Below are 21,745 nucleotides of genomic sequence, written 5' to 3' on the forward strand. Positions count from 1 at the left end.
AAGCGAAGCGACGAAGCAATCCAGGAGGACGTAGAGCTCTGCCGCTCCTGGATTGCTTCGCTGCGCTCGCAATGACGGTTCAGTCAGGTCGAAAATGATCTAGCCATGGCCGCCAGGTGGGGTCGAGGCGCGACGCGGCATGATCGCGAAGCAGATGACGCCGAAGAGGGCGCAGACGAGGAAGCCGATATCGAAACGCTGCGTGAGCATCAGCAGAACCGCGAAGACGGATGGACCCACGACATAGCCCAGGAAGATGATCAAGGTCGCACCGGCGGAGGCTTCCCTCACGAGATGGGCCGGGCAGGCCCGGGCGACCTCCGACAACTGGACGCCGTTCCAGCTCGATACGGTGACACCCGCCACCGCTGCGAGAATGCAGAAAAGCCCGTAGGACCATTCCGGCCCGGCGAAGGCCATGGTGAGCGAGGTCAGGCCGGAGGCCAGCCCCATCAGGCCGAGAAGCTGCCGCGGCGAACCGAGCCGGTCCGCCAGCCAGCCGAGCAGCATGCGGCCGACGACGCTGCTCGCTTGCATGATCGCGAAGGCGATGCCGGCCGCGCGGAGATCATGCCCCATGGCCGAAACCGAGAACGTCATCAGATAGGCAAACCAGATGCCCTGGCCGAGCGCCAGGCACGCCCCTGCCATGGCGAGCCTGACGATGGAGGCCGAGCTGGTCAGCGCCGCAAGCGGCGCCCGGATATTCGCCGGCGACAGGAAGGCCCGCACCGTCACCGCCTGGTCGCGCGTCCTGCCTGCGTCCAGCCGCTCGCGCATGGGCTGCACGGCGAGCAGCACGAGCATGACCAGAACAGCCGATACCAGCAGCGAGGCGCGCCAGCCAAAGGCCTCCACGACCGGCGGCAGGATCAGGCCGGCGACGATGCCGCCCGCCGGTACGCCAGCCTGCTTGATCGAGAAGATCATCGCGCGGTGGCGCACAGGCGCTGTCCGGTGCAGCACATCGTTGCCCGCCGGCGAGGACGGGCCGTAGCCGAGCCCGATCAGCAGCGAGGCCGCGGCGGCGGCCGGCCAGAAGGGCGGCAGGAGCAGCAGCAATCCGATGACGCCGAGGCAGAGCCCGCATTGCAGCGCGCGTACCGAGCCGAGCCGGCGCAGCATCGGAGCGCCGAGCGTCAGGAAGATGATCGAGCCGAGCGTGCCCAGGCTCGCCAGATAGCCGATGATCGCATCAGACCAGCCCCTTTCCGCTGTGAAGGCAGGCGCGAGCGTCGGCGGGATGCGCGTCAGGAACGCGGTCGCCGCCTGGACGGCGGTCATGGTCACGAGCGCCGAGATCCATTGCGGCGGAGCATCGCAAGGCTTGCTGTCGGCGGAAGGCTTGCTCTCGGCCGCCGGCTGTACCTCGTCTGAAGACATCGCTTGGGTCAGCCCGTCGGGTCAGGGGAGATGGGAATGGGTTGCGTGATCGATGACATCACGCGGCATATTCGCGCCAGCGCAGACAGGCAACGCCATGGCCGTTTTCAAAATCGATAGCCGGCTCTGTTGTTGCGCATTTGTCGATTGCGAGCGGGCAGCGCGTGCGAAAGCGGCAGCCGGAGGGCACATTGGACGGGTCCGGCGGCTCTCCTTGCAACGTGAAGCTCTCGGTGACGCGCGGCCCGCCGATGCGCGGGGCGGCGGCGAGCAGCGAGCGGGTATAGGGGTGGCGTGGGGCGCGGAAGACCTCTGCGGTGTCGCCGATCTCGACGATGCGACCCAGATACATCACGACGATGCGGTTGCAGATCGAGCGAACGACGGCGAGGTCGTGGCTGATGAAGAGATAGGTCAGCCCGAACTCTGCGCGCAGGTCGCGAAACAGCGCCAGCACCGTCGCCTGCACGGAGACGTCGAGGCCCGAGGTCGGCTCGTCGAAGATGATCAGTTGTGGGCCGAGCACGAGGATGCGCGCCAGGCCGACGCGGCGCTGCTGGCCGCCGCTGATCTCGTGCGGATAGAGGTCGAGATGCGCCTGCGGCAGGCCGACCGCGCTGACGATCGCCTGAACGTGCTCCTCGCGCTTGGCCCGGGACCAGTCGGTGTGGATGATCAAGGGCTCATGCAGCGAGCGCCGCAAGGTCCAGCGCGGATCGAGCGAGGCGCCGGGATCCTGGTAGACATATTGCAGCTTGGCCCGCACTGCCGCGGCGCGCTGCTGGCCGGGCGCGGCGATGCGCTCGCCCTGCAGGCGGACTTCGCCGCTGGTCGGCTCGTGAATGCCCATCAGGGTCTTGCCGAGGGTGGATTTGCCGCAGCCGGATTCGCCGACGATGCCGAGCACCTCGCCTTCCCTGACCGAGAAGCTGACATCGTCCAGGGCCCGCAATGTGCCGACGCGGCGGTTGAGAAAGCCGCGCACCGGGAAATGGCGGCCGAGCCGATCAACCTCGAGCAGGGCCGGCACCGGGACCTCAGACATTCCCAGCGACCTCGCTTGCCTCGACAGGATGATGGCAGGCGACCTGATGGGCGCCGTGCTGTCCGGACAGCACAGGGCGCTCGTCGCGGCAGATCCCGGTCATTTGCGGGCAGCGCGGGTTGAAGCGGCAGCCCGGCGGCGGCTGCAATGGGCTTGGCACCGCGCCGGGGATGCCGACCGCGTCGCGCCCTTCTTCCGGCAGGCTCTGCAGCAGCATGCGGGTATAGGGGTGGCGGGGATGGGCGAAGAAGGCCTCGCGCGGCGCGATCTCGGCGGTCTGCCCGGCATACATCACCACGACGCGGTCGCAGATCTCCCAGGCGGCGCCGAGATCATGGGTGGTGAACAGCACGGAGACGCCGCGCTCGACCGCCAGCCGGCGCAGCAGGCCGAGGATCTGCGCCTGGACGGTGACGTCGAGCGCCGTGGTCGGCTCATCGGCGATGATCAGGCGCGGCTCCGGCAGCAGCGCCATCGCGATCATCACGCGCTGGCGCTGGCCGCCGGAGAGCTCATGGGGGTATTTCTCCAGGATGCGGCGCGGCTGCGGCAATTGCACCGTGTCGAGCATGGCGAGCACGGCCTCATCGTCGGCCTTCTGCTCCGCGCGCGAACGCCAGCCGAAGCGCGAGGCCGTCCTGCGCGGCGTCTTCCAGCGCATCAGGTCGCCGATCTGGGCCCTGATGCGGAACAGCGGGTTGAAGCTGGCGAAGGGGTCCTGGGGAATGAAGGTCACGACCCGGCCGCGCAGGCGCTCAGTGGCCCGGTCGTCGCGGAGCATGTCGACGCCGTCGAGGCGGATATGGCCGCTGCCGATCTCGGTCAGGCGTTCGGGCAAGGTGCCGAGGATCGCGCGCGCCAGGGTGGTCTTGCCGCAGCCGGATTCGCCGACGAGGCCGACGATCTCGCCGGGCTGCACGACAAGGTCGATCTGGTCGAGCACGCGCGCCGGGCCGCTCTCGGTGCGAAAGCTGAGGGAGAGTTTCGCGATGTCGAGCAGCGGCGCCATCGCCTCAGACGCTCCGCCGCGTGCGTGGGTCGAGAATGTCGCGCAGCCCGTCGCCGAACAGGTTGAAGCCGAGCACGGTCAGGAAGATGGCGATGCCCGGCGCGAGTGCATACCACCAGGCCTCGGGCAAATATTCGCGGCTTTCGGCGATCATGCGGCCCCATTCCGGGGTCGGCGGCGGAGCGCCCAGGCCCAGGAAGCCGAGCGTCGCGGCGGTGAGGATCGTCGCGCCCATGCCGATCGAGGTGCGCACGATGATCGGCGAGGCGATGTTGGGCAGGATATGCAGTACGATGACCCGCCAGGGCGAGGCGCCCAGCGCCACGGCGGATTCGATGAAGACCTCGTTTCGCATCGAGCGTGTCTCGGCATAGACGAGCCGCGCCCAGAACGGCCAATAGGTCAGCGACAGCGCCAGGATGACGTTCTCGATGGAGGGGCCGAGCGTCTGCGCGATGGCGATGGCGAGAACGATCTGCGGCACCGCCAGGAAGATCTCGGCGACGCGCATCAGGGCGTCGCTGACCCAGTTCTTGTAGTAGCCGGCGACAAGGCCGATCGGGACGCCGATGAGCAGCGCCGAGCCGACGGCGATGGCGGCCAGCATCAAGGTGATGCGCGCCCCGAAGAGCAGGCGGCTGAAGATGTCGCTGCCCATCCGGTCGGTGCCGAACAGCGCTGCGGCGGCTGGCGCTTGCAGGCGTCGTTCGATGTGGAAATCGGTGACGTCGCCGGGATGGGGGGCAAACCATGGCGCGAAGATCGCCGCGATGACGAGGAGCCCGAGCAGGCAAGCGCCGAGCAGGGCCGCCTTGTCGCGCGCGAAGCGTTTGAGCAGCGCCAGCATCAGGCTGCCCCGCGCGGGTCGATCGCCGCCTGCAGCAGGTCGACCAGCAGGTTGATGAAGACGAACAGCGCCCCGGTGCAGAGCGTGAAGCCCATCACGGCGTTGTAGTCGGATTGCAGGATGGAGCGCACCGCATAGGCGCCGAGCCCGGGCCAATCGAACACCGTCTCGACCACGACGGCCCCGGCGAGCAGGATGCCGAAGATCAGGCCGAGCTGTGTCACCGTCGCCGTCATCGCCATGCGCAGCACATATTTCCAGACGATCACCCGGCGCGGAAAGCCCATCGCCTTCTGATAGGCGACGGAGGGCGAGTTGATCACGCCGATGACGCCGTTGCGGGTGAAGCGCACCACCGTCGCGGCCGCCGGCAAGGCCAGCGTGAGCGCCGGCAAAGCGAGGTGGCGTAACGCGTCGCCCAGCATTTCGCCATCGCCTTCGATCAGGGCGTCGACGACCATGAGATTCGTCACCGGGGTCGGCGGAAAGCCCTCGATCCGCCCCGAAAGCGGCAGCCAGCCGAGCTTCATCGAGAACAGGAACTGGAGCTGCATCGCAAACCAGAACGAGGCGACGGCAAGCCCCGACACCGTGACGACACGCAGGATGTGGTCCATCCAGGAATTGCGGTTGAGCCCGCAGAGCACGCCAAGCGGAATCCCGACCAGCGCCGCGATCAGCACCGCCACCAGCGTCAGTTCCAGTGTCGCCGGCAGGCGCGCGACGAGGTCGTGGATGATCGGCTGCTGCGTGAACAGGCTGACGCCGAAATTGCCCTGGGCGACATCGAGGACATAGCGCAGGAACTGCACCGGCAGCGGCTTGTCGAAGCCGAAGCGCTCCCGCACCTGCTGCAGCTGCTCGGCGGTGGCGTTTTCACCGGCGGCGAGAAGCGCGGGGTCGATCGGCACGACGCGCGACAGGACGAAGACGATCGCAAGCAGGCCAAGCATGGTCGGCAGAAACCAGATCAGTCGGTTCGCCACCAGGGACAGCCAGTTCATGCAGTCGCCTCCGCTCGCATCGCCTGCTCAACCTCGTTTCAACGAGGCCCAGCGGATGTCCTGCCCGTTGCTGACGGGCGAGAAGCGGATGCCCTCGACCTTGCTCGAATAGGGGCCGTACCATTTGGTGTTGTAGACGAAGATGCCCGCCGCCTCGTCGCTGACGATCTGGGTCATCTCCTCATAGAGCTTGCGGCGCTCCTCCTGGTCGCTCGAGACCAAAGCGCGGTCGAGCCGCCTGTCGATCTCGGGGTTGCTGTAATAGGAGAAGGTCCGCGTGCCGTGGTAGCGCGTGCCATAGAGCTCGCCGACCCAGTTATTGGGGTCGACATAATAGGTGCTCTTCCAGAGCGGGATGATGTCGGCCTGCGTCTGGGCGTTGCGCATCCGGCTCGAGACGACCGACCAGGGCGAGACCTCGACCACGACCTCGACGCCGATCTGCCGCAGCGTGTTCTGGAACAAGGTCGCCGCCTGTTCGGACTCGCTGAAGCCCGCCAGCGCGTTGATGGTGATCGGCCGCAAGGGCTCGGTCACCTTCTTCAGCTCCTCGCGAGCCAGGTCGAGATTGTAGCTGTAGCCCTTCAGCCCCGGCGGCGTGCCCCAGATATTGTTGGGGTTCGGACCCGGATTGCGGTTGACCGAGCCTTTCATGATGTTGGCGATGAAGCCGTCATAGTCGAAGGCATAGGCCAGCGCCCGCCTGAAATGGACGTTGTTCATCAGGGGCTTGCTGGTGTTCAGCGCCAGGATGAAGACGCGCATCGACTCCTGGTCGATGATCTGGACATTGGGTGACTGCTTGAGGCGCTGGATCTGGTCATAGGGCAGATAGCCGTCGGCGCCCTGATAATCGCCGCGGATCAGCCCGAGCACGCGGGTATTGGTCTCCAGCACGGTGCGGAACTCGACATCGTCGAAGGGCTGCCCGGTCCAGCCGGCGAAATGCTCAACGAAGCGCCGGCCGGTCCAGCCGACCGCCGGATCATGCCGGCGCAGGGCATAGGAGCCGCTGCCGGCCTCGTTGCGCGCGAGCCACGCCTCGGCCCAGTCGCCGTTCCTTTCATTGGCCTTCACCAGCTCGCTGTTGACGACGAGGATGTCGGGCACCGTCGTCAGGAAGATCGCGGAGGGCTGGCTGAGATTGAATTCGACCGTGTGGGCGTCGAGCGCCTTGGTCGAGCCGGGCTTGATCGCATCGAGATAGAGGCTGGCCGCGCCCTTCTTCAGCGCGATGATGCGCTCGATCGAATAGACCACATCGTTGGCGGTGACGGGTTTTCCGTCATGGAACCTCGCATTCTGGCGCAGCTTGAAGGTGTAGACCTTGCCGTCGCCGGAGATGCTGTGGCTCTCGGCGAGCCAGGGGATCATCTTCGGGGGATTGTCGACCCAGCGATAGAGCCCGTCATAGAGGTTGAAGCGCGACGCGGCCCGGGCGGTGTCGAAGATCGTATGGGGGTCGAGATTGTCGTAGGGGCTGTTATTCGCATAGACGAACTTGCCGCCGCTTTGCGCCGAGGCGCCGCTCCATCCGGCCGAGGAGAGGGCGACCGAACCCAGAACCGTCTTCAGAGCATCTCTGCGTGTCTTGGTCATGCCATCCTCCTCTGTTGCTGGGGTCCGGGGGCTTCTGTTGGGGTCAAGGACTTCCCGTGACCGAAAGCACCTGACCGGTGATGAAGTCGGCGTAGTCGGAGGCCAGGAACATCACGGCATGCGCGATATCCTGCGGTGTCCCCGCCCGCCGGCGCGCCGTGTTCTCGATCATGCCGGCCTGGCGCTCGGGCGAATAGGAATTCCACTGGCGCTCGTAATCGGGGCTGGTGCGCTGGAAGCCCGGCGCCACCGCATTGACCGTGATGCCGAAGGGGCCGAGCTCCTGGCCCAGCTGGCGCGCGAGCCCGATCTCGCCGGCCTTGGCCGAGGCATAGGCCTGGATGCCGGTGAGCGAGGTACGCAGGCCCGCCCCGCTGGCGATGAGCACGATCCGGCCCTTGCCGCGTGACTTCATGCCGGGCGCGACCGCCTGCGCGGCGAGAAAGGCCCCGGTCAGGTTGACGTCCAGAATGGCGCGCCAATCTGCCTCATCGACCTCTTCGAGCGGCTTGGCGCTCTGGCCGAGCACGCCGCCGGCGACATAGACCAGCACATCGACCGGCCGGCCGGCGATCGTCTCGCTCCCGGCGACCCAGGCCTGAACCTGACTCTTGTCGCGTAGGTCGAGCGCGGTCTTGTGCGCCTCGAGCCCGGTCATCTCGTCTGCTAGCCGGTCGCCGGCAAAGACGCTGGCCCCACGTGTGGCGAAACTCTCGACGATGCCGCGCCCGATGCCCCGCGCAGCGCCGGCGATCAGCACGCTCTGGCCCTCGAAGGTGATGTTCATGCCGCTGCTCCGATCGTCCGAGGCGCCATCTGCGGATACAACAGCAGAAGGCTCGCATAGGCGCGTTCGATCGCGGCGACGGGGTCGCTTGCGGCGGCAGTGTCGATGCTCACGGCCGCGAAGACCTGGTGCTTCATGAAGAAGCGCCATTCGACGGGTAGCGCAAAGAGCCTCTCCGAGAGCTGGTCCCAGGCGGCATCGGACCAGACCGTCTCGAAGGCGAGGCGCGCCGGATCGAGCGTCAGGCCGTTCGGTGCCGGTCGCGGCCGGACGCGCAAGGCGGCTGTCTCGTCCTGATCGACGACGCCTGCTGCGATCACCACGCCATAGGCCAAGGCGCCGGCTTCGCTGACCTTGCCTTGCGCGACATCGTCGAGCACCTCGGCCAGCGGCCGGGTAAATGGATCGCCCCAGCCGCCGGCCCCCGAGGCCGAGATCATCAGCACGTCACCGGGCGCGCAGCGCACCACATCGGTGTTGCCGAGCGCTTCCTCGCCCGCCGTTCCGGGGTTGCGCAGGAAGCCGCAGGTCGCGCCGGGCTGGCCGCCCTCCAAGCCCCAGCAGGAAAAACGCACGCGGTCGCGGTTGCGCGCCGTGACCACCGAATTCGGCGAGAACAGCTGGAACGTCATCTGCGCCGCCAGCCCACCGCGATGGCGCCCGGCGCCGCCGCTATCGGGCACCAGGCCGTAGCCGAGCACCTTGATCGGCACCTCGGCTTCGGTGATCTCGATCGGCGTGTTCTTGAGGAAGGAGTTGGAGCCGTCCTGTCCGTCCTCGCGCGCCGAGCCGCCGCCGCCGCCCGTGATCGGATTGATCGAGGCCATGGCGAGGCGCCCGGTTCGGCTGTCGGTGGTGCGCACATTGAGGATGCCGCCGCCGCCGGCGGGGCCTGCCGGCAGCCGGTCCGGCATGGCCTGCGAGAAGGCGCCCACGACCATGCCCTGGATCCGGGTGCAGGTCAGGCTGCGCATGCCGGTCGCCGCCGGATAGACCGGATTGACCACCGATCCTTCCGGCAGAATGCAGCGCACGGGCCGCAGCAGCCCGGCATTGAGCGCCACCGTCGTGTCGAGCGAGTAGACGACATAGTTGTAGCCGACCAGCGGCAGGATATGCCTTGGCAGCCCGCCGGTCGGCATGTTGAGCGCCGATTGCAATTGCGGGTCGCTGCCGCTGAAATCGAACACCGCCTCGTCGCCGCGCACCTGCACGCAGAGCTTCAATCGGCATGGCACGCCGCCGGGGCTGTCCTCGTCGATATAGTCGGTGAAGACGTAGTCGCCGTCCTTCATCTCCGCGAACAGGCGCCGGGCCTGCCGGTCGGCCAGGTCGAGCACGCCATACATCGCATCGCAGACCGTCTCAGTGCCGAAGCGGGCGACCGCGTCCATGATCTTGCGCTCGCCAGTCTTGAGCGAGGCGATCTGGGCCTTGAGGTCGCCCCAGTTCTGATCCGGCATGCGCACATTGCGCAGCATGATCTGCAGCACCTGATCGTTCATCACGCCGGCATCGACGAGCTTCATCGGCGGAATCCGGATGCCCTCCTGATGGACCTCCGTCAGCGCCCGCGACAGCGAGGCGGGCACCGCGCCGCCCATATCGGTGTTGTGGATATGGCCGACGGCGAAACAGATCAGTCGCTCGCCCGCGAAGATAGGCATCCACAGATGCATATCGGGCGCATGGGTGCAGACGAAGCCGGAATAGGGATCGTTGGTGACGCAGATGTCGCCGGGGCGGTAATCGGGAATCGCCTCGATGGCGCCGGCATAGTCGAGCCCGATGAACCAGGTCGCGCCGAGATCCTTCGGGCTGGCGAAGGTCTGCCCGCATGGCGTGGTCAGCCCGCTGGTGAAATCCTCGGTCTCCTTGACGAAGGCGGAATGGGCCGTGCGCAGCAGCGTATAGGCCATGCTTTCGGCTGCGGCCTCGAAATGGCTCTTCAGGATCTGGAGCGTGACCGGGTCGAGCGTGCTCATGTCATGCTGCTCCGTTCCATGCCGCTCCGTCGCAGGATGAGGTTGGCGTAGGCATCGACCTCACCGGTGAAGCCGGGCGGGGCCCATGTGGTGGTGTCGTCCTGGATCACGACGGCCGGCCCATCGAAGCGGCTGCCGGGCGGCAGTTCGCGACGTTCGAACAGGCCCGCCGCAATCTCCGCGCCGCGATGCGTGACGGTCAGCCTTCGGTGAGCGACGACATGGGTCCTGGTCAGCTCTCGCTCCGGCAAGGAGGGCTTGGGCGTGCGGCCGGTGATGACGACGCGCAATGCGACGATCTGCACCGCCGCCTTGTCATCCGCATGGCCATAGATCTCGGCATGCTTGGCGTGGAAGGCCGCAGTGATCGCAGCCTGGTCGCCCGCGCTGATCCAGGCCGCCTCCAGCGGCGTCTCGATCTCGTAGGACTGGCCGCGATAGCGCATGTCACCGGAGATGGTCAGCGCGGCCTCGCCGGAATGGCCCTGGCTGCCATGGAGCCAGTCCCGTGCCTCGGCGGCGAGCCCCTCGAACGCGTTGGCCAAAGCACCCATCGCCCCGGCCGTCATGTCCAGAAAGACCACGCGCACGAAATCGGAGCGCAGATCGGCGAGCAGACCGCCGAGCGCGGCGAGCACGCCGGGCGTCTCCGGGATGATCACCGCCTCCATCCCGATCGCCTCGGCGACGAGGCAGCCCAGCATCGGCCCGGCGCCGCCGAAAGCGAGCAGCGCATAACCGCTCGGCTCCTCGCCGACCTGCGAGAACAGGCGGCTGATCTCGCGATACATATTGGCCACAGCGAGATCGACGATCGCCTCGGCCGTTGCCGCGACATCGCGTGAAAGCCCCGCCGCCAGCGGCGCGAGGACCGCAAGCGCCCGCTCCCGGTCGACATTGACGGCGCCATAGCCGAGCCCCCCAGTGCCGAGCACGCCCATGGCGGCGAAAGCGTCGGTGATCGTCGCGCGCTCGCCGCCGCGCCCATAGCAGGCCGGGCCGGGCGTCGATCCCGCGCTTTCCGGCCCGACGCGCAGCACGCCGAGCGTATCGACGCTGGCGACCGAGCCGCCCCCGGCCCCGATCGACGAGACCGAGACGGTCGGGAGATAGATCGGATAACGCCCGACGAGCTCGCCGGAGCGAAAATCCGGCATGCCGTCGCGCAGCAGCGCGACATCGGCGCTGGTGCCGCCGATGTCGAGGCTCATCACCCGGCTGAAACCGGAGCGCTGCGCCACGAAGCCGGCGCCGATCACGCCCGCCGCCGTGCCCGAGAGCAGCATCTCGATGCTGCGATCCTTGCCGGCGGCGGCGGTCATGACGCCGCCATTCGACTTGGTGATCATCGGCGCTGGCGCAACGCCGCGCTCGGTGAGCGCCGCCTCGAGCCGGCCGATATAATGCGACACGCGCGGCTGCACCGAGCCATGAATGCAGGCCGTGATGGTGCGCTCATATTCGCGCACGATCGGCCAGACATCGGCCGAGCAGAACACCGGCAGTGACGGGTTGAGCTCTGCGATGCGGGCCTTGACCAATCGTTCATGCGCCGGATTGGTGTAGCTGTGCAGGAAGGCGAGAACGATGCCTTCCGCGCCCGCCTTTTCGGCCTGCCGCAACGCGTCGGTGATGGCCGCATCGCTGGGCACGCGTTCGGCCTCGCCTGCCGCGTTCATCCGCTCGCCGAGCTCGATCACGCGGTCGCGCGGCACCAGCGGCGGCGGCCTTCGCGAGAACAGGTCGTAAGGATCGGGGATCTTCAGGCGCGCCAATTCCAGCACGTCGCGGAAGCCTTCGGTCACGAACAGGCAGAGTTTCGCACCGGTGCCCTGGATGATGCTGTTCACGCCCACGGTCGAGCCATGGGTGAAATAGGAGATGGCGCCGGGTGGAATCGCAAAGCGGCGCTCGATCTCGTCGAGCCCCTGCAGCACCTCGGCTCCCGGCGCGTCCGGCCGCGACAGCACCTTGAGCGTGCGCAGCGCGTAGCTGTCCTCGTCGAACACGCAGAAATCGGTGAAGGTGCCGCCGATATCGACGCCGACGCGATAGCCCATGATTCAGCTCCGCCCGTTCAGCGTCGCAGGGATGCGTGGCGTGCCGGCGCGAACAGGACCGGCCGGGTTGCGTCGGGCATCTGTCGACCAGATCCGGGGCTCGCTTCGGGTGGAGAAGGTCATTGGCGGGCGCTCACCATTGATACTGGAAGCCGTCGATGGTGATCGCCTGGCCCGTGATGAAGCAGGGTTTCGAGGCGGCCAGGAACAGTACGAGTTGCGCGACATCCTCCGGAGTGCCGAGCCGATGCAGCGCGATGCCGCTTGCGGCGATGGCGGCGCCACGCTCGCGCGTCAGCACATTGCCCAGTTCGGTCTCGATCACGCCCGGGCAGATCGCATTCACCAGGATCGTCGGCCCCAGTTCCTTGGCCAGGGCCTTGGTCATGCCGATGATGCCGGCCTTCGCCGAGGCATAGGCGAAGCGGCTGACGGCCGCGGTGACGCCGCCGGAATGCGCGTTGAGCGACGACATCGAGACGATGCGGCCGCCGCCCTGCGCCAGCATGGCCGGGGCGACCGCGCGGACATAGTTGAAGCAGCTCTTCAGATTGATCGCGATGGTGCGGTCGAACTCGTCTTCGGTGATTTCGAGGATACCCTTGGCCATCGAGCGGCCGGCATTGTTCAGGAGCACGTCGATGCGGCCGAATTCCCCGACGACCTCCGTGGCGATGCGCTGCGCCTCCGCGAAAGAGGAGACATCCGCCTCGAAGGTCAGGACCTCCCGGCCGAGCCCGCGGATTTCATCGGCGGTGCGGTCAAGCTCCGGCCGCAGCAGATCGACGAGCGCGATGTCGAAGCCGGCTCCGGCGAGCGCCTTGGCGCAAGCCCGGCCGATGCCGCGCGCGCCACCGGTCACGATCGCCACTGATCTTTCGCTCGCCGCCGTCATGCGCAGAATTCACTCCGCTTGAACCTGTTGAATTCATCCGGATTGAAGGGGAGCGTATCGTCGGCTAATTTGTTCGACAAGCAGGATCAGGTTCACATATATGAATACCGAAGTGAAATCGGCGGCCCGGATCCTCGACCTCTTGGAGTATCTGGCAGGCTGCGCCGAGCCGGTGAAACTCAAGGAGATCGTCGCCGCTCTGGGCTTCCCCAAAAGCAGCGCCCATGCGCTCGCTCAGACGCTGGTCTCCCGCGGCTACGCCATCCAGGATTCCACCGAACGCTATGTGCTGGTCCACGCCAGCCGCCATCGTTCCGCGACCCGCGCCCATGAGGCAAGGCTGCTGTCCGCCGCGCATCCGATCATGGAGCGGTTGCGCGACATGTCTGGCGAGACCGTCGTCCTGGCGGTGCGCACCACCCGGGGTGAATCGAAGCGTCTGGCGAAATGCGTCAGCCGCCAGGCCATCCGTTTCGATGTCGATCTCGACGGCCAGAGCGATTCCTACTGCACAGCGACGGGCAGATTGCTGCTGGCGCATTGGGAGGCCGGTCTCGCCAATGCCTATCTGGCGCGCGTTCCCCTGATCGCGCGGACACCGAAGACCGTGACCGACCCCGACGCGATCCGCGCTCTCTTCGTGAGGATACGCGCGGAGGGCGTTTCCGTCTGCGACGAAGAGCATGTCACCGGCTCGACAGGCCTCGCCGCGCCGATCCACGGCCGGGACGGCAGCGTCGTGGCGGCGCTCAATCTGGGCGTGGTGACGATGCGCTACCACGCCCGCAGCCACGAGCTGGTTGCGATGCTGAAGCAGGCCTGCAGGCAGATCAGCGAACGGCTCGGCTATCGCCAAGACGCGGACAGCGTCGCCTGAACGGAAAGCCTGCTTCGCGTTGCAGAAGCGTCCGTTCCGGAGACCGCGGACGCGAGATCCCGGCTCCGGAACGGAGATCTGGCGAGATGTTCTGCTCAGCCCTTGCTGACGTCCCAGAACAGCGGAAACGGTGCCTGCGCCACGCCCGAGAGCGCATTGCGCCAGGCGGAATGGCCGAGGAAGAAGCCGGTCGGCACGAAGGTGACATCGTCCATGCCGGCGCGATTGACCGCCTCGATCGCCTTCTTCTCGGCGGCGAGGTCGGGCGCATCGTACCAGGCGGCGATGTTCCGCTCGACCTCGTCATTGCTCGGCCAGCCGAACCAGGCCTTGTCGCCGCTGGCGCTGACGCCCTTGTAAGGCGCGGGGTTGATGCAATCGACGCCGGAATGCCAGCTGAAGAAGATGTTCCAGCCGCCCTCGGTGGCAGCCTTCTTGCTGGTGCGGCGGGAGCCGACCGTGCCCCAGTCCAGCGACTGGTAATCGACATTGACGCCGATGCGGCCGAGCATGTCGGCGGTGACGTCGCCCTGGGCCTTGGTGATCGGCACATCGGCGGCGACCAGCATCACCACCTTCTCGCCGTTATAGCCGCCCTGCTTCAGGAGCTCCTTCGCCTTGTCGTATTGGCGCGGGCCCTTCAGGCGCTCGGCGCCGGCTTCTGTGTAGAGCGGCGTGCCCGGCGTGAAGAAGCTCGGCATCTCCTTCCACAGCGCGGTGTCCTCGCCGACGATGGCCTGCATGTAGTCGGCCTGGCTGACCGCCCATTGCAGCGCCTGGCGGCAGAGCTTGTTGTTGAAGGGCGGCAGCAGATGGTTGATGCGCATGGCGCCGACATTGCCCAGCGGATCGGCGATGCCGACCTTGATGGCGCGGTTCTTGGCCAGCAACGGAACGAGATCGGCGATGGGGTTCTCCCACCAGTCGATCTCGCCGTTCTGCAGCGCGCTCGCGGCCGTGCCGGGGTCGGGCATGGTCATCCATTCCACGCGGTCGACCTTCATCACCTTGCCGCCGGCGAGCCAATCACTTTTCTCCGGCCTGGGTTGATAGCCGGCAAAACGTTGGAAGATGGCGCGCGAGCCTGAGACCCATTCGTCGCGCTTGAAGGCCATCGGGCCGGAGCCGATATACTCCTTGATCTGGGTAAAGGGGTCGGTCCTGGCGATCCGCTCCGGCATAATCACCAGCAGCGGCGTGTTGCTCTTGCCGAGTGCGTAAAGCAGCTTCGGGAACGGTGCTTTCAGGCGGAAGCGGAAGCTGCGGTCATCGACCGCCTCCAGCGCATCCAGGCGCGACTGGATCATCTGCCCCATGCCGTCGCGCGGCATCCAGCGGTTGATGCTGGCGATGACGTCCCTGGTCAGCACCGGCTCGCCGTCATGGAATCTCAGCCCGGCACGCAGCTTCAGCGTCCAGGTCTTGCCGTCGGCAGAGACCTCATGGCCCTCGCACATCTGCGGTTTCGGGGTGAGGTCGGCGCCGATGCCGTAGAGCATGTCGAAGACCAAGAGGCTCGCATTGCGCACCACGAGCTGCGTGCCGGCGACGGCGTCGAGATTGGGCAGGTCGGCCTGGGGCACGAAGCGAAGCACCTTGGCGTCTTGCGCGCGGACGATGCTGGGAGCCGTGAGGCGGCTGCCGGCCAGGGCGGCGCCTGCGCCCAGAAGGAAGTGACGGCGTTTCATGCTGATCTGTTCTCCTGATTCCTGCGGCATTGGCCCAAAGCGGCTGAGCGGTTGGCTGTAAGGTCAGCCCCGTCAGCGCGAGCGCTGCTGCGTCACGCTGCGAAAGCAAATCCGCGGCCATGTCATGCGCCGCCAGCCGATTGCGGTCGCCGGAGAATCTGCCTCTACTGCCGGCCCTGTTCGCCCATGGCCGGTCGAATGCGTCGCCGGAGGGCGACGCCGGCCCGAGGCGCAGGGTTTTGGCATGCGGAGCGGCGATATGAGCGGTTTGGTGATCCGGGGCGGCCGGGTGGTGGATCCTGAAAGCGGGATCGATGCGGTGGCCGAGATAGCGGTGCTCGACGGCAAGATCGCCGCTGTTGGAACCGGGCTCGGCGAGGCCGAACGGGTCATCGACGCGACAGGGCTGGTCGTGGCGCCTGGCTTCATCGACCTGCACGCCCATGGCCAGTCCATCCCCGCCGACCGCATGCAGGCCTTCGACGGCGTCACCACGACGCTCGATCTGGAAGCCGGCGTGATGCCGGTCGCCTCCTGGTATCGGCGCCAGGCCGAGCAGGGGCGGATCCTGAATTATGGCGCCTCGACGAATTGGGCCTTCGCCCGGATCGGCGCCATGGTCGGCATCAACGAGGAATCGTCCCTGGAGGCGTTCGGCCGCGCCATGCGCGACCCGCGCTGGATGGACAATATCGCCAGCGACAGCGAGCAGGCCGGGATCATCGCGCGCATCGCGCAGGGCCTGGACGAAGGCGGCATCGGCATCGGCATCCTGAACGCCTATGCGCCGGGCGCCGGCGTGCAGGAATTGACGGCGGTCTGCCAGCTCGCAGCGGCGCAGGGCGTGCCGACATTCACCCATATCGCCTATATGTCGCGCATCGACCCGAAAAGCGCGGTGGAGGCCTATATCCGCCTGATCGGCTATGCCGGCGCGACCGGCGCGCATATGCATATCTGCCATTTCAACAGCTCCAGCAAAACCGATGTGGAACGCTGCGCCGAGCTGGTGATGAAGGCGCAGGCACAGGGCCTGCCGATCACGGTCGAAGCCTATCCCTATGGCACCGGCTCCACCGTGCTGGCGGCCGCCTTCTTCAGCGATCCCGAATTCGAGACGCGCAACGGCACCGGCTATGATTCCGTACAGCGCGTCGCCGATGGCCGCCGCTTCCGCGACCGGCAGGAGCTGCTGGCGGCGCAGGCCGAGGAGCCCTCCACGCTGGTGCTCTGGCACATCCTCGACACCGAGAACAACGAACAGCACCGCCGCATGCTCGATCTCTCTGTGCTCTATCCCGGCGGCGCGATCGCCTCCGACGCCATGCCCTGGAGCTTGCCGGATGCCTCGATCTATACCGGCGATGCCTGGCCACTGCCTGAGGACGCGACCTCGCATCCGCGCTCGGCCGGAACCTTCACCCGCTTCCTGCGCCACTGGGTGCGGGAGCGCCAGGCGGTTTCGCTGCTGGACGGCATCGCCAAATGCACGCTGATCCCGGCGGAGATCCTGGCGGCGAGCACGCCGGCCATGCGCGACAAGGGGCGGCTGCGGCGCGGCGCCGATGCCGATATCGTCATGTTCGATTTCGAGACGCTGACCGACCGGGCCGAATTCACGGCGATGAACCGCCCGGCCGAGGGCGTGAAGCATCTTCTGGTCAATGGGCAGGCCGTGATCAGTGACGGCGTCATGGAGGTGGCGGCGCGCCCCGGCCAGCCCGTGCGCCGGCCTGTCACGGCCGGTGCCTGAGCCGGCATGCCCGTCCCGATCCTGCTCGTGGCCGGCTTTCTGGGAGCCGGCAAGACGACGGTGGTGAACCATATCCTGGCCCATGCCGGAGGGCGGCGCATCGCCGCCGTGGTCAATGATTTCGGCGCCATCAATATCGACGCCGAGCTCATCACTGGGGCCAGCGACGGGGTCGTCAGCCTGGCCAATGGCTGCATCTGCTGCTCGCTGGAGGGCGACCTGCTGCGCACGCTGGCGATGATCCTGCGGCGCAAGCCCAGGCCGGACGCCATCCTGATCGAGACGAGCGGCGTCGCCGACCCCGAGGATATCGTCCGCAATCTCCTGGATCCCGTGACCTTCCAGGAGGCGCCGCTGGAGACGGTGCTGTGCGTGGTGGATGCGACGATGTCTCCCACAGGGCTGGACGATCTCCTGCTGCGCGCGCAGCTTCGCGCCGCCACTATGGTGGCGCTGAGCAAGGTCGATCTCGTCGACGATACGCAGAGGCAGCGGGTTCGCGCTGCCGTCGCGGCGATCCGCCCGGGCGTGCTCCAGATCGAGGCCCCGCACGGCCAGGTGCCGCTGGAGCTGGTTTTCCCTGATAGTCTGGACCGGCCGCCCGTCCCGCGCATGCCGGGCAGCCGTCGCCCGAGCTTCGAGCGGTTCGAGAGCCTGAGCTGGACCTCCGATTTGCCGGTCTCGCTGCCGCTCCTGCAGCAGGCGATCGCCCGGCTCGCCCCAAACCTCGCCCGCGCCAAGGGGCTGTTCGAGACGGTGGAGCAGCCGGGCCGGCAATTCTTGTTTCAGCTCGCCGGCGGCCGGGCGACCCTGGTCCCGGCTGGCGCGCCGGCATCGGGGCTGCCGCGCTCGCGGATCGTGTTCATTGCCGAACTGGAGGCACTGTCCGCTGCCGAAATCGCGGCGGTGATGGACGGATGCGTCGCTGCAGCGGCGGAATGAGGCGGGCCAATAAGGTCGCTCGTTGAGCGCGCCATGTGCGATCGCGCATGCCGGCCGGCACGCAACACTGTCTGGATGATAAGAATGAAAGCCGGGTCATGAAAGCGGCTTAAGGAAATGGCGCGCCCGACACGATTCGAACGTGTGACCTCTGCCTTCGGAGGGCAGCGCTCTATCCAGCTGAGCTACGGGCGCAATCCGTGGATGGTGGATAGCTGATTGCCGGGCGCTCGGCAACGAGGGATTTTGCGAGGGAGCAAGGGCCCCTCAGGCGACGGTCCGATGTTCGAACGGTGTCGGGCGCGCCGCGGCTGTGGCGGCGATATGCCGCCACAGCGAACTGTCCTGCATTGATGGCGAGCGTCAGTTCGTCACTTTGCCTTGCTGGTTGACCCTGACCCGTTGATCGTCGTCACCGCCAGCGTCGTCAGTTTGGCATTTGCCGCCTTTTCCTCGTCGAGGATCGATGTCAGCAGCTCGTGCGCTTCGGTGTGCCCCAGGACTTTCGCCCATTCGCGCAGTGTTCCATAGCGGGCAATCTCGTAATGCTCGACGGCTTGGGCGGCGCCGATCAGACAGACGTCGCGTGCGTGGCCTTCTGCCTCGTCGATAAGACCGTCCGCCTCCTTCAGGAGGCCGGCCATCGCATCACATTTCTCGCCGCTGGCCTTCAGGCCCAACGATTTGAACACGGATTCGAGTGTCGACACATGGCCTTTCGTTTCTTTCAGGTGATCATCGAAGGCCTGTTTCAGCTCGGCGCTGCCTACTGCTTTCGCGACTTTGGGCAGGGCCTTGAGAAGCGCGTTCTCGGCCCAGTAAATGTCCTGAAGTGTGTGCTGAAAAGCGTCCTGGAGGGTCTTCATGGTGGCGTCCTCTTTGTGCGGCGACATCCCTCGGGCTTGAGGGGCACATGGCAATGAGAAGACAACGTCCCGCAGTAGGGACCGTTCCCAGACGGCCTCTTGAAGATGGCCGATCCAATTGTAAAAGATCGCAGGGCAACCGCATCTTCTTTAGCGCGGCCGAGCTGGACTGCCGGTGGTCGAGCGCCCGCAGCAATTGCGAATGGGCAAACGCCCCTCAGGCGAGGGTCCCATGTTCAAACCGTGTCGGGCCGTGGCTGTGGTGCTCAATCAGGCGCGCGGCACGCAGCGTCGCTCCCGAGGCGTAGGCGGGGCCTGTGTATTTCGAGTGCCACGGCTCGGTATACGTCCCCCTGTGACCTCCATCACCTGACCCTTCGAACATTTCCGGCTCTCGACGAGAACCTTCTCCCCGTATCGGAGGCCACCACGAGCAGGCTCTCGCTTCAGAACCTCCTGTGCGATCGTGGGCGAGGCAATCGTGAGAAGGGCGGCGCACGCTACGATCCAACGCTTCATTGACCCACTCCAGGAATGAGACATTGCTCCGACGCTACGCTTCCCGAGTTGGCTGGTCAAAACGGCTGCTGCTTGGGGCTTACTCTTAGTTGACCGCAAGGACGGAAGCCGTTGTGAAGGAGCACCGCCCCTCAGGCGACGGCGCACGTTCGAACCGTGTCGGGCGCGCCGCGGCTGTGGTGGGCGGTTTGACAGCTCATTGCGTCTCGGCGTTGGCGTCAGAAATCTCCGACGCCGGCCCCCAACGTTGATCTCCAGGCGGCTTACTGAGAGCGTCGAGGACGGCGATGGTCCAGGAGCAAGTTCACCGTGCTGATGCTCTGCGCGACAGCCTCGGTTGAGCCAAATTTGCTGTGCGATTTAGCGTCAGGATTACCCAACGCTGCCAGCCAATCACGTGCCCCCGCAACCCGGACACGCTGGAGCTGGTGCAGCACATCGTGATCGAAATGCTCGGCGCGACAATAAGAGCGTGCATCTGCGCAGATGCGATCGAATAGGTGCGCGGTCACGAACGTATCTGCGCTGGCTCGATGGAGCCGTCCCGGGGACGAGATTCCCATCTCTTCGATGAGTCCGCCCAATCGATAACTTTTCCGGCCCGGGAACATCCGCCGAGCCAACAGCAGAGTGCAAAGAGTGCGAACGGGCCGCCCTTCCAGGAAGTTTCCGGCCTCGTGCTCATAAAATTTCCGATCGAAGCCCGCGTTATGGCAAACGATCGGCGATGAGCCGATGAAAGACGCCAGCTGACACATGGCTATGGCCGAGGTCGGTGCGCCGTGCAGCATCGCAGTGGTTATGCCGGTGATCTGGGTGATCTCGGCCGGCACGCGGACGCCTGGGTCGACGAAGGTCAGGAATTCTTGGCCTGCCCGACCATCCACCACTTCGCGGGCTGACACTTCAATCACCCGTGCGCCCATTGCCGGGCTGAGTCCGGTCGTCTCGAAATCGAGGACGACGAAGCGACCGCCGGGAATGCTATTCAAGGTTGAGACTCTCCGTGCCGACTTCGGCGAATCGAAAGCAAGGGTATCATCCAGCGGTGATGGGCCGCGCTGAAATTTTTCGGACATTCGAGCCGGTGATCAGTTGAATGTGGCGCTGTCGTGCCGAACCGAGTTGTGATCGGATCTCACGCGCGAATTCGAAGCGCAAGCTGCTGTCAATGTCGGGCGGTTTTGGCAGCGCCTTCGGCGAAACCCAGCTTCGGAGGGCAACACTCTATCCAGCTGAGCTGGGCGCAATCCCTGGAAGGGGGGATAGCCGGGAGCTCGGCAACGAGGGGTTTTGCAATGGCGCGGCGCCCGGGGACGGCAAAGGTCACAGGTTCGAATCGCCGCGCCTGTAGCGGGTCGGCGTGGACGCCAATGCGGTGCCGGGCGTCCGTTCGATTGAGGCCGTCGCTGCGCTTGGGCTTCAGCGCGCTCTGAGGCTCAGGATATAGGCGATGACGTCCTCGGTTTCGTCTCTCGTGAGCTGATAGCGCGGCATGTTGCCATGCGGCGTCTGCAGGAAGACACGCAGCGACAGCTCGGTCTGCGACGCCATGTCGGCGACGGCGCCGAAACCGGGTGGAACCCGGCTGGAATCGCGACCAGAACCGTCGATCTGATGGCACTGGCTGCACAGCGACGTGGCGATCTCCCGGCCTGCACGTGCATCGCCGATGCCTTCTGCCAGAGCAGGTGCCGCGCCGAACAGGGCGGCGCAGAGCGCAAACGATCCCCAGCGGCCGTGGGACGTCATCATGGGTCTTTGCCGCCTGGTCCTGATCGCCGTCATCGCGCCCAGCTCCTTTTGCCGCAGAAGGTCTTTTCCGTCAGGGCGTTGGCGTCCACTTGCGCGAAATCCGCCTGATATAAGCCACGAGACCGTCGGTCTCGTTCTCGAGCAGGTTGAACTCGGGCATACCGGGATGGCGAACGACAGTGCCGTCGATCAGGACGGGCGCCGGGTTGTTGCGGGGATAGCGCTCGGCGATCAGCGGAAAGGGCGGTGATTTCGGATTGGGGCTGAGGCCGGTCGCTTCGATCGCATGGCAACCGCCGCAGTAGCGCTGGGCAACGCGCTTGCCGACCCCGGCGCTCTCAGTGTTGTCCGGCCGCTGCGCATCGGCAGGCATGGCCCAGCCTGGTTGCATCGTGATCAGAGCGCCACTGAGCGCACCGAACGCGATCATCAGAAGTCGTCTTGTCGCGATCCGAAACATCATCCGCACTCCGAGCGTCTGCCTGTGTGCCCCGGCTGCCGCGCCGTGGCCTTGATCGAGGTCAATCGGCGGCCGCGATGCTCCATGCGCTGCCGGAGCCTTGGCGGTGATGGTTACGAGAGCATGTTCGAGCGAAGTGGACGCCGCTTCGCGTGAAGACAATGCGCTACAACAATGCTCTAGGTAGGTACTGTCCGTTGCGTGCGAGGCGTTGCCGAAGCCGCAGCAAAAAGCGAAGACATCAGAGAACCGCTAAAGGTGGGACGAGATC

Annotated in this window: 19 protein-coding genes and 1 tRNA gene; 3 read left to right on the forward strand and 17 right to left on the reverse strand. The window is 66.3% G+C overall.

Annotated elements, in window-relative coordinates:
• Nucleotides 1–99: 99 nt before the first annotated feature.
• The 10 genes from J2Y55_RS29450 to J2Y55_RS29495 form a co-directional block, all read right to left on the reverse strand.
• Complete coding sequence (locus J2Y55_RS29450) at nucleotides 100–1,383, reverse strand: MFS transporter (protein ID WP_310160413.1); 1,284 nt, start codon at nucleotides 1,381–1,383, stop codon at nucleotides 100–102.
• Between the two features lie 58 nt (nucleotides 1,384–1,441).
• Nucleotides 1,442–2,428: an ABC transporter ATP-binding protein gene (locus J2Y55_RS29455; protein ID WP_310160416.1), complete on the reverse strand. Its 987-nt coding sequence runs from the start codon at nucleotides 2,426–2,428 to the stop codon at nucleotides 1,442–1,444.
• Complete coding sequence (locus J2Y55_RS29460) at nucleotides 2,421–3,437, reverse strand: ABC transporter ATP-binding protein (protein ID WP_310160418.1); 1,017 nt, start codon at nucleotides 3,435–3,437, stop codon at nucleotides 2,421–2,423. The genes J2Y55_RS29455 and J2Y55_RS29460 overlap by 8 nt, the downstream gene beginning before the upstream one ends.
• A gap of 4 nt (nucleotides 3,438–3,441) precedes the next feature.
• Nucleotides 3,442–4,284 carry an ABC transporter permease gene (locus J2Y55_RS29465; protein ID WP_310160419.1) on the reverse strand — a complete coding sequence of 281 codons (843 nt, stop codon included), beginning with the start codon at nucleotides 4,282–4,284 and terminating at the stop codon, nucleotides 3,442–3,444.
• Entirely contained in the window at nucleotides 4,284–5,288 is a 1,005-nt protein-coding gene (locus tag J2Y55_RS29470) for an ABC transporter permease (protein ID WP_310160420.1), read from the reverse strand. Before J2Y55_RS29470 ends, J2Y55_RS29465 begins: the two co-directional genes overlap by 1 nt.
• A gap of 27 nt (nucleotides 5,289–5,315) precedes the next feature.
• On the reverse strand, nucleotides 5,316–6,887 hold the full coding sequence (locus J2Y55_RS29475) for an ABC transporter substrate-binding protein (protein WP_310160421.1): 1,572 nt from the start codon (nucleotides 6,885–6,887) through the stop codon (nucleotides 5,316–5,318).
• A 43-nt stretch (nucleotides 6,888–6,930) separates the two neighbouring features.
• Entirely contained in the window at nucleotides 6,931–7,674 is a 744-nt protein-coding gene (locus J2Y55_RS29480) for an SDR family NAD(P)-dependent oxidoreductase (protein ID WP_310160422.1), read from the reverse strand.
• Nucleotides 7,671–9,659: a hydantoinase B/oxoprolinase family protein gene (locus tag J2Y55_RS29485; protein ID WP_310160423.1), complete on the reverse strand. Its 1,989-nt coding sequence runs from the start codon at nucleotides 9,657–9,659 to the stop codon at nucleotides 7,671–7,673. Before J2Y55_RS29485 ends, J2Y55_RS29480 begins: the two co-directional genes overlap by 4 nt.
• Nucleotides 9,656–11,719, reverse strand: coding sequence for a hydantoinase/oxoprolinase family protein (locus J2Y55_RS29490; RefSeq protein WP_310160424.1), 2,064 nt, complete (start codon nucleotides 11,717–11,719; stop codon nucleotides 9,656–9,658). Before J2Y55_RS29490 ends, J2Y55_RS29485 begins: the two co-directional genes overlap by 4 nt.
• 133 nt (nucleotides 11,720–11,852) lie before the next feature.
• A complete protein-coding gene (locus tag J2Y55_RS29495; RefSeq protein ID WP_310160425.1) occupies nucleotides 11,853–12,590 on the reverse strand; it encodes an SDR family NAD(P)-dependent oxidoreductase in 738 nt (245 codons plus the stop codon).
• Between the two features lie 124 nt (nucleotides 12,591–12,714).
• Between J2Y55_RS29495 and J2Y55_RS29500 the strand changes: the two genes are divergently transcribed.
• Nucleotides 12,715–13,491 (forward strand): IclR family transcriptional regulator, encoded by a 777-nt coding sequence (locus J2Y55_RS29500; RefSeq protein ID WP_310160426.1) that lies wholly within the window; start codon nucleotides 12,715–12,717, stop codon nucleotides 13,489–13,491.
• 95 nt (nucleotides 13,492–13,586) lie between these two features.
• Here J2Y55_RS29500 and J2Y55_RS29505 read toward each other — a convergent pair whose 3' ends face one another.
• Nucleotides 13,587–15,179, reverse strand: coding sequence for an ABC transporter substrate-binding protein (locus tag J2Y55_RS29505; protein ID WP_310160427.1), 1,593 nt, complete (start codon nucleotides 15,177–15,179; stop codon nucleotides 13,587–13,589).
• A gap of 259 nt (nucleotides 15,180–15,438) precedes the next feature.
• Here J2Y55_RS29505 and J2Y55_RS29510 point away from each other — a divergent pair, with 259 nt between their 5' ends.
• Together J2Y55_RS29510 and J2Y55_RS29515 are read left to right on the forward strand one after the other, a co-directional pair.
• Nucleotides 15,439–16,932, forward strand: coding sequence for an amidohydrolase family protein (locus J2Y55_RS29510; protein WP_310160428.1), 1,494 nt, complete (start codon nucleotides 15,439–15,441; stop codon nucleotides 16,930–16,932).
• Between the two features lie 6 nt (nucleotides 16,933–16,938).
• Nucleotides 16,939–17,874: a CobW family GTP-binding protein gene (locus J2Y55_RS29515; RefSeq protein ID WP_310160429.1), complete on the forward strand. Its 936-nt coding sequence runs from the start codon at nucleotides 16,939–16,941 to the stop codon at nucleotides 17,872–17,874.
• A gap of 118 nt (nucleotides 17,875–17,992) precedes the next feature.
• Here J2Y55_RS29515 and J2Y55_RS29520 read toward each other — a convergent pair.
• The 6 genes from J2Y55_RS29520 to J2Y55_RS29540 form a co-directional block, all read right to left on the reverse strand.
• Nucleotides 17,993–18,069, reverse strand: a tRNA-Arg gene (locus J2Y55_RS29520).
• 176 nt (nucleotides 18,070–18,245) lie between these two features.
• Nucleotides 18,246–18,740 (reverse strand): YciE/YciF ferroxidase family protein, encoded by a 495-nt coding sequence (locus J2Y55_RS29525; RefSeq protein WP_310160430.1) that lies wholly within the window; start codon nucleotides 18,738–18,740, stop codon nucleotides 18,246–18,248.
• Nucleotides 18,741–19,010: 270 nt separating this feature from the next.
• Complete coding sequence (locus J2Y55_RS30190; protein WP_404979070.1) at nucleotides 19,011–19,283, reverse strand: DUF6719 family protein; 273 nt, start codon at nucleotides 19,281–19,283, stop codon at nucleotides 19,011–19,013.
• 239 nt (nucleotides 19,284–19,522) lie between these two features.
• Nucleotides 19,523–20,251 carry a 3'-5' exonuclease gene (locus J2Y55_RS29530; RefSeq protein ID WP_310160432.1) on the reverse strand — a complete coding sequence of 243 codons (729 nt, stop codon included), beginning with the start codon at nucleotides 20,249–20,251 and terminating at the stop codon, nucleotides 19,523–19,525.
• Nucleotides 20,252–20,681: 430 nt separating this feature from the next.
• On the reverse strand, nucleotides 20,682–21,047 hold the full coding sequence (locus J2Y55_RS29535) for a c-type cytochrome (protein WP_310160433.1): 366 nt from the start codon (nucleotides 21,045–21,047) through the stop codon (nucleotides 20,682–20,684).
• 37 nt (nucleotides 21,048–21,084) lie between these two features.
• A complete protein-coding gene (locus tag J2Y55_RS29540) occupies nucleotides 21,085–21,636 on the reverse strand; it encodes a cytochrome c (protein WP_310160435.1) in 552 nt (183 codons plus the stop codon).
• Between the last annotated feature and the right edge of the window lie 109 nt (nucleotides 21,637–21,745).

Source organism: Allobosea sp. BE125 (genome assembly GCF_031456075.1).
Lineage (GTDB): Bacteria > Pseudomonadota > Alphaproteobacteria > Rhizobiales > Beijerinckiaceae > Allobosea.

Bases quoted from the DNA above. Each gene is read 5' to 3' on its own strand.
- J2Y55_RS29450 (WP_310160413.1), bottom strand. From the start codon at position 1,383: ATGTCTTCAGACGAGGTACAGCCGGCGGCCGAGAGCAAGCCTTCCGCC.
- J2Y55_RS29455 (WP_310160416.1), bottom strand. From the start codon at position 2,428: ATGTCTGAGGTCCCGGTGCCGGCCCTGCTCGAGGTTGATCGGCTCGGC.
- J2Y55_RS29460 (WP_310160418.1), bottom strand. From the start codon at position 3,437: ATGGCGCCGCTGCTCGACATCGCGAAACTCTCCCTCAGCTTTCGCACC.
- J2Y55_RS29465 (WP_310160419.1), bottom strand. From the start codon at position 4,284: ATGCTGGCGCTGCTCAAACGCTTCGCGCGCGACAAGGCGGCCCTGCTC.
- J2Y55_RS29470 (WP_310160420.1), bottom strand. From the start codon at position 5,288: ATGAACTGGCTGTCCCTGGTGGCGAACCGACTGATCTGGTTTCTGCCG.
- J2Y55_RS29475 (WP_310160421.1), bottom strand. From the start codon at position 6,887: ATGACCAAGACACGCAGAGATGCTCTGAAGACGGTTCTGGGTTCGGTC.
- J2Y55_RS29480 (WP_310160422.1), bottom strand. From the start codon at position 7,674: ATGAACATCACCTTCGAGGGCCAGAGCGTGCTGATCGCCGGCGCTGCG.
- J2Y55_RS29485 (WP_310160423.1), bottom strand. From the start codon at position 9,659: ATGAGCACGCTCGACCCGGTCACGCTCCAGATCCTGAAGAGCCATTTC.
- J2Y55_RS29490 (WP_310160424.1), bottom strand. From the start codon at position 11,719: ATGGGCTATCGCGTCGGCGTCGATATCGGCGGCACCTTCACCGATTTC.
- J2Y55_RS29500 (WP_310160426.1), top strand. From the start codon at position 12,715: ATGAATACCGAAGTGAAATCGGCGGCCCGGATCCTCGACCTCTTGGAG.
- J2Y55_RS29505 (WP_310160427.1), bottom strand. From the start codon at position 15,179: ATGAAACGCCGTCACTTCCTTCTGGGCGCAGGCGCCGCCCTGGCCGGC.
- J2Y55_RS29510 (WP_310160428.1), top strand. From the start codon at position 15,439: ATGAGCGGTTTGGTGATCCGGGGCGGCCGGGTGGTGGATCCTGAAAGC.
- J2Y55_RS29515 (WP_310160429.1), top strand. From the start codon at position 16,939: ATGCCCGTCCCGATCCTGCTCGTGGCCGGCTTTCTGGGAGCCGGCAAG.
- J2Y55_RS29525 (WP_310160430.1), bottom strand. From the start codon at position 18,740: ATGAAGACCCTCCAGGACGCTTTTCAGCACACACTTCAGGACATTTAC.
- J2Y55_RS30190 (WP_404979070.1), bottom strand. From the start codon at position 19,283: ATGTCTCATTCCTGGAGTGGGTCAATGAAGCGTTGGATCGTAGCGTGC.
- J2Y55_RS29535 (WP_310160433.1), bottom strand. From the start codon at position 21,047: ATGACGGCGATCAGGACCAGGCGGCAAAGACCCATGATGACGTCCCAC.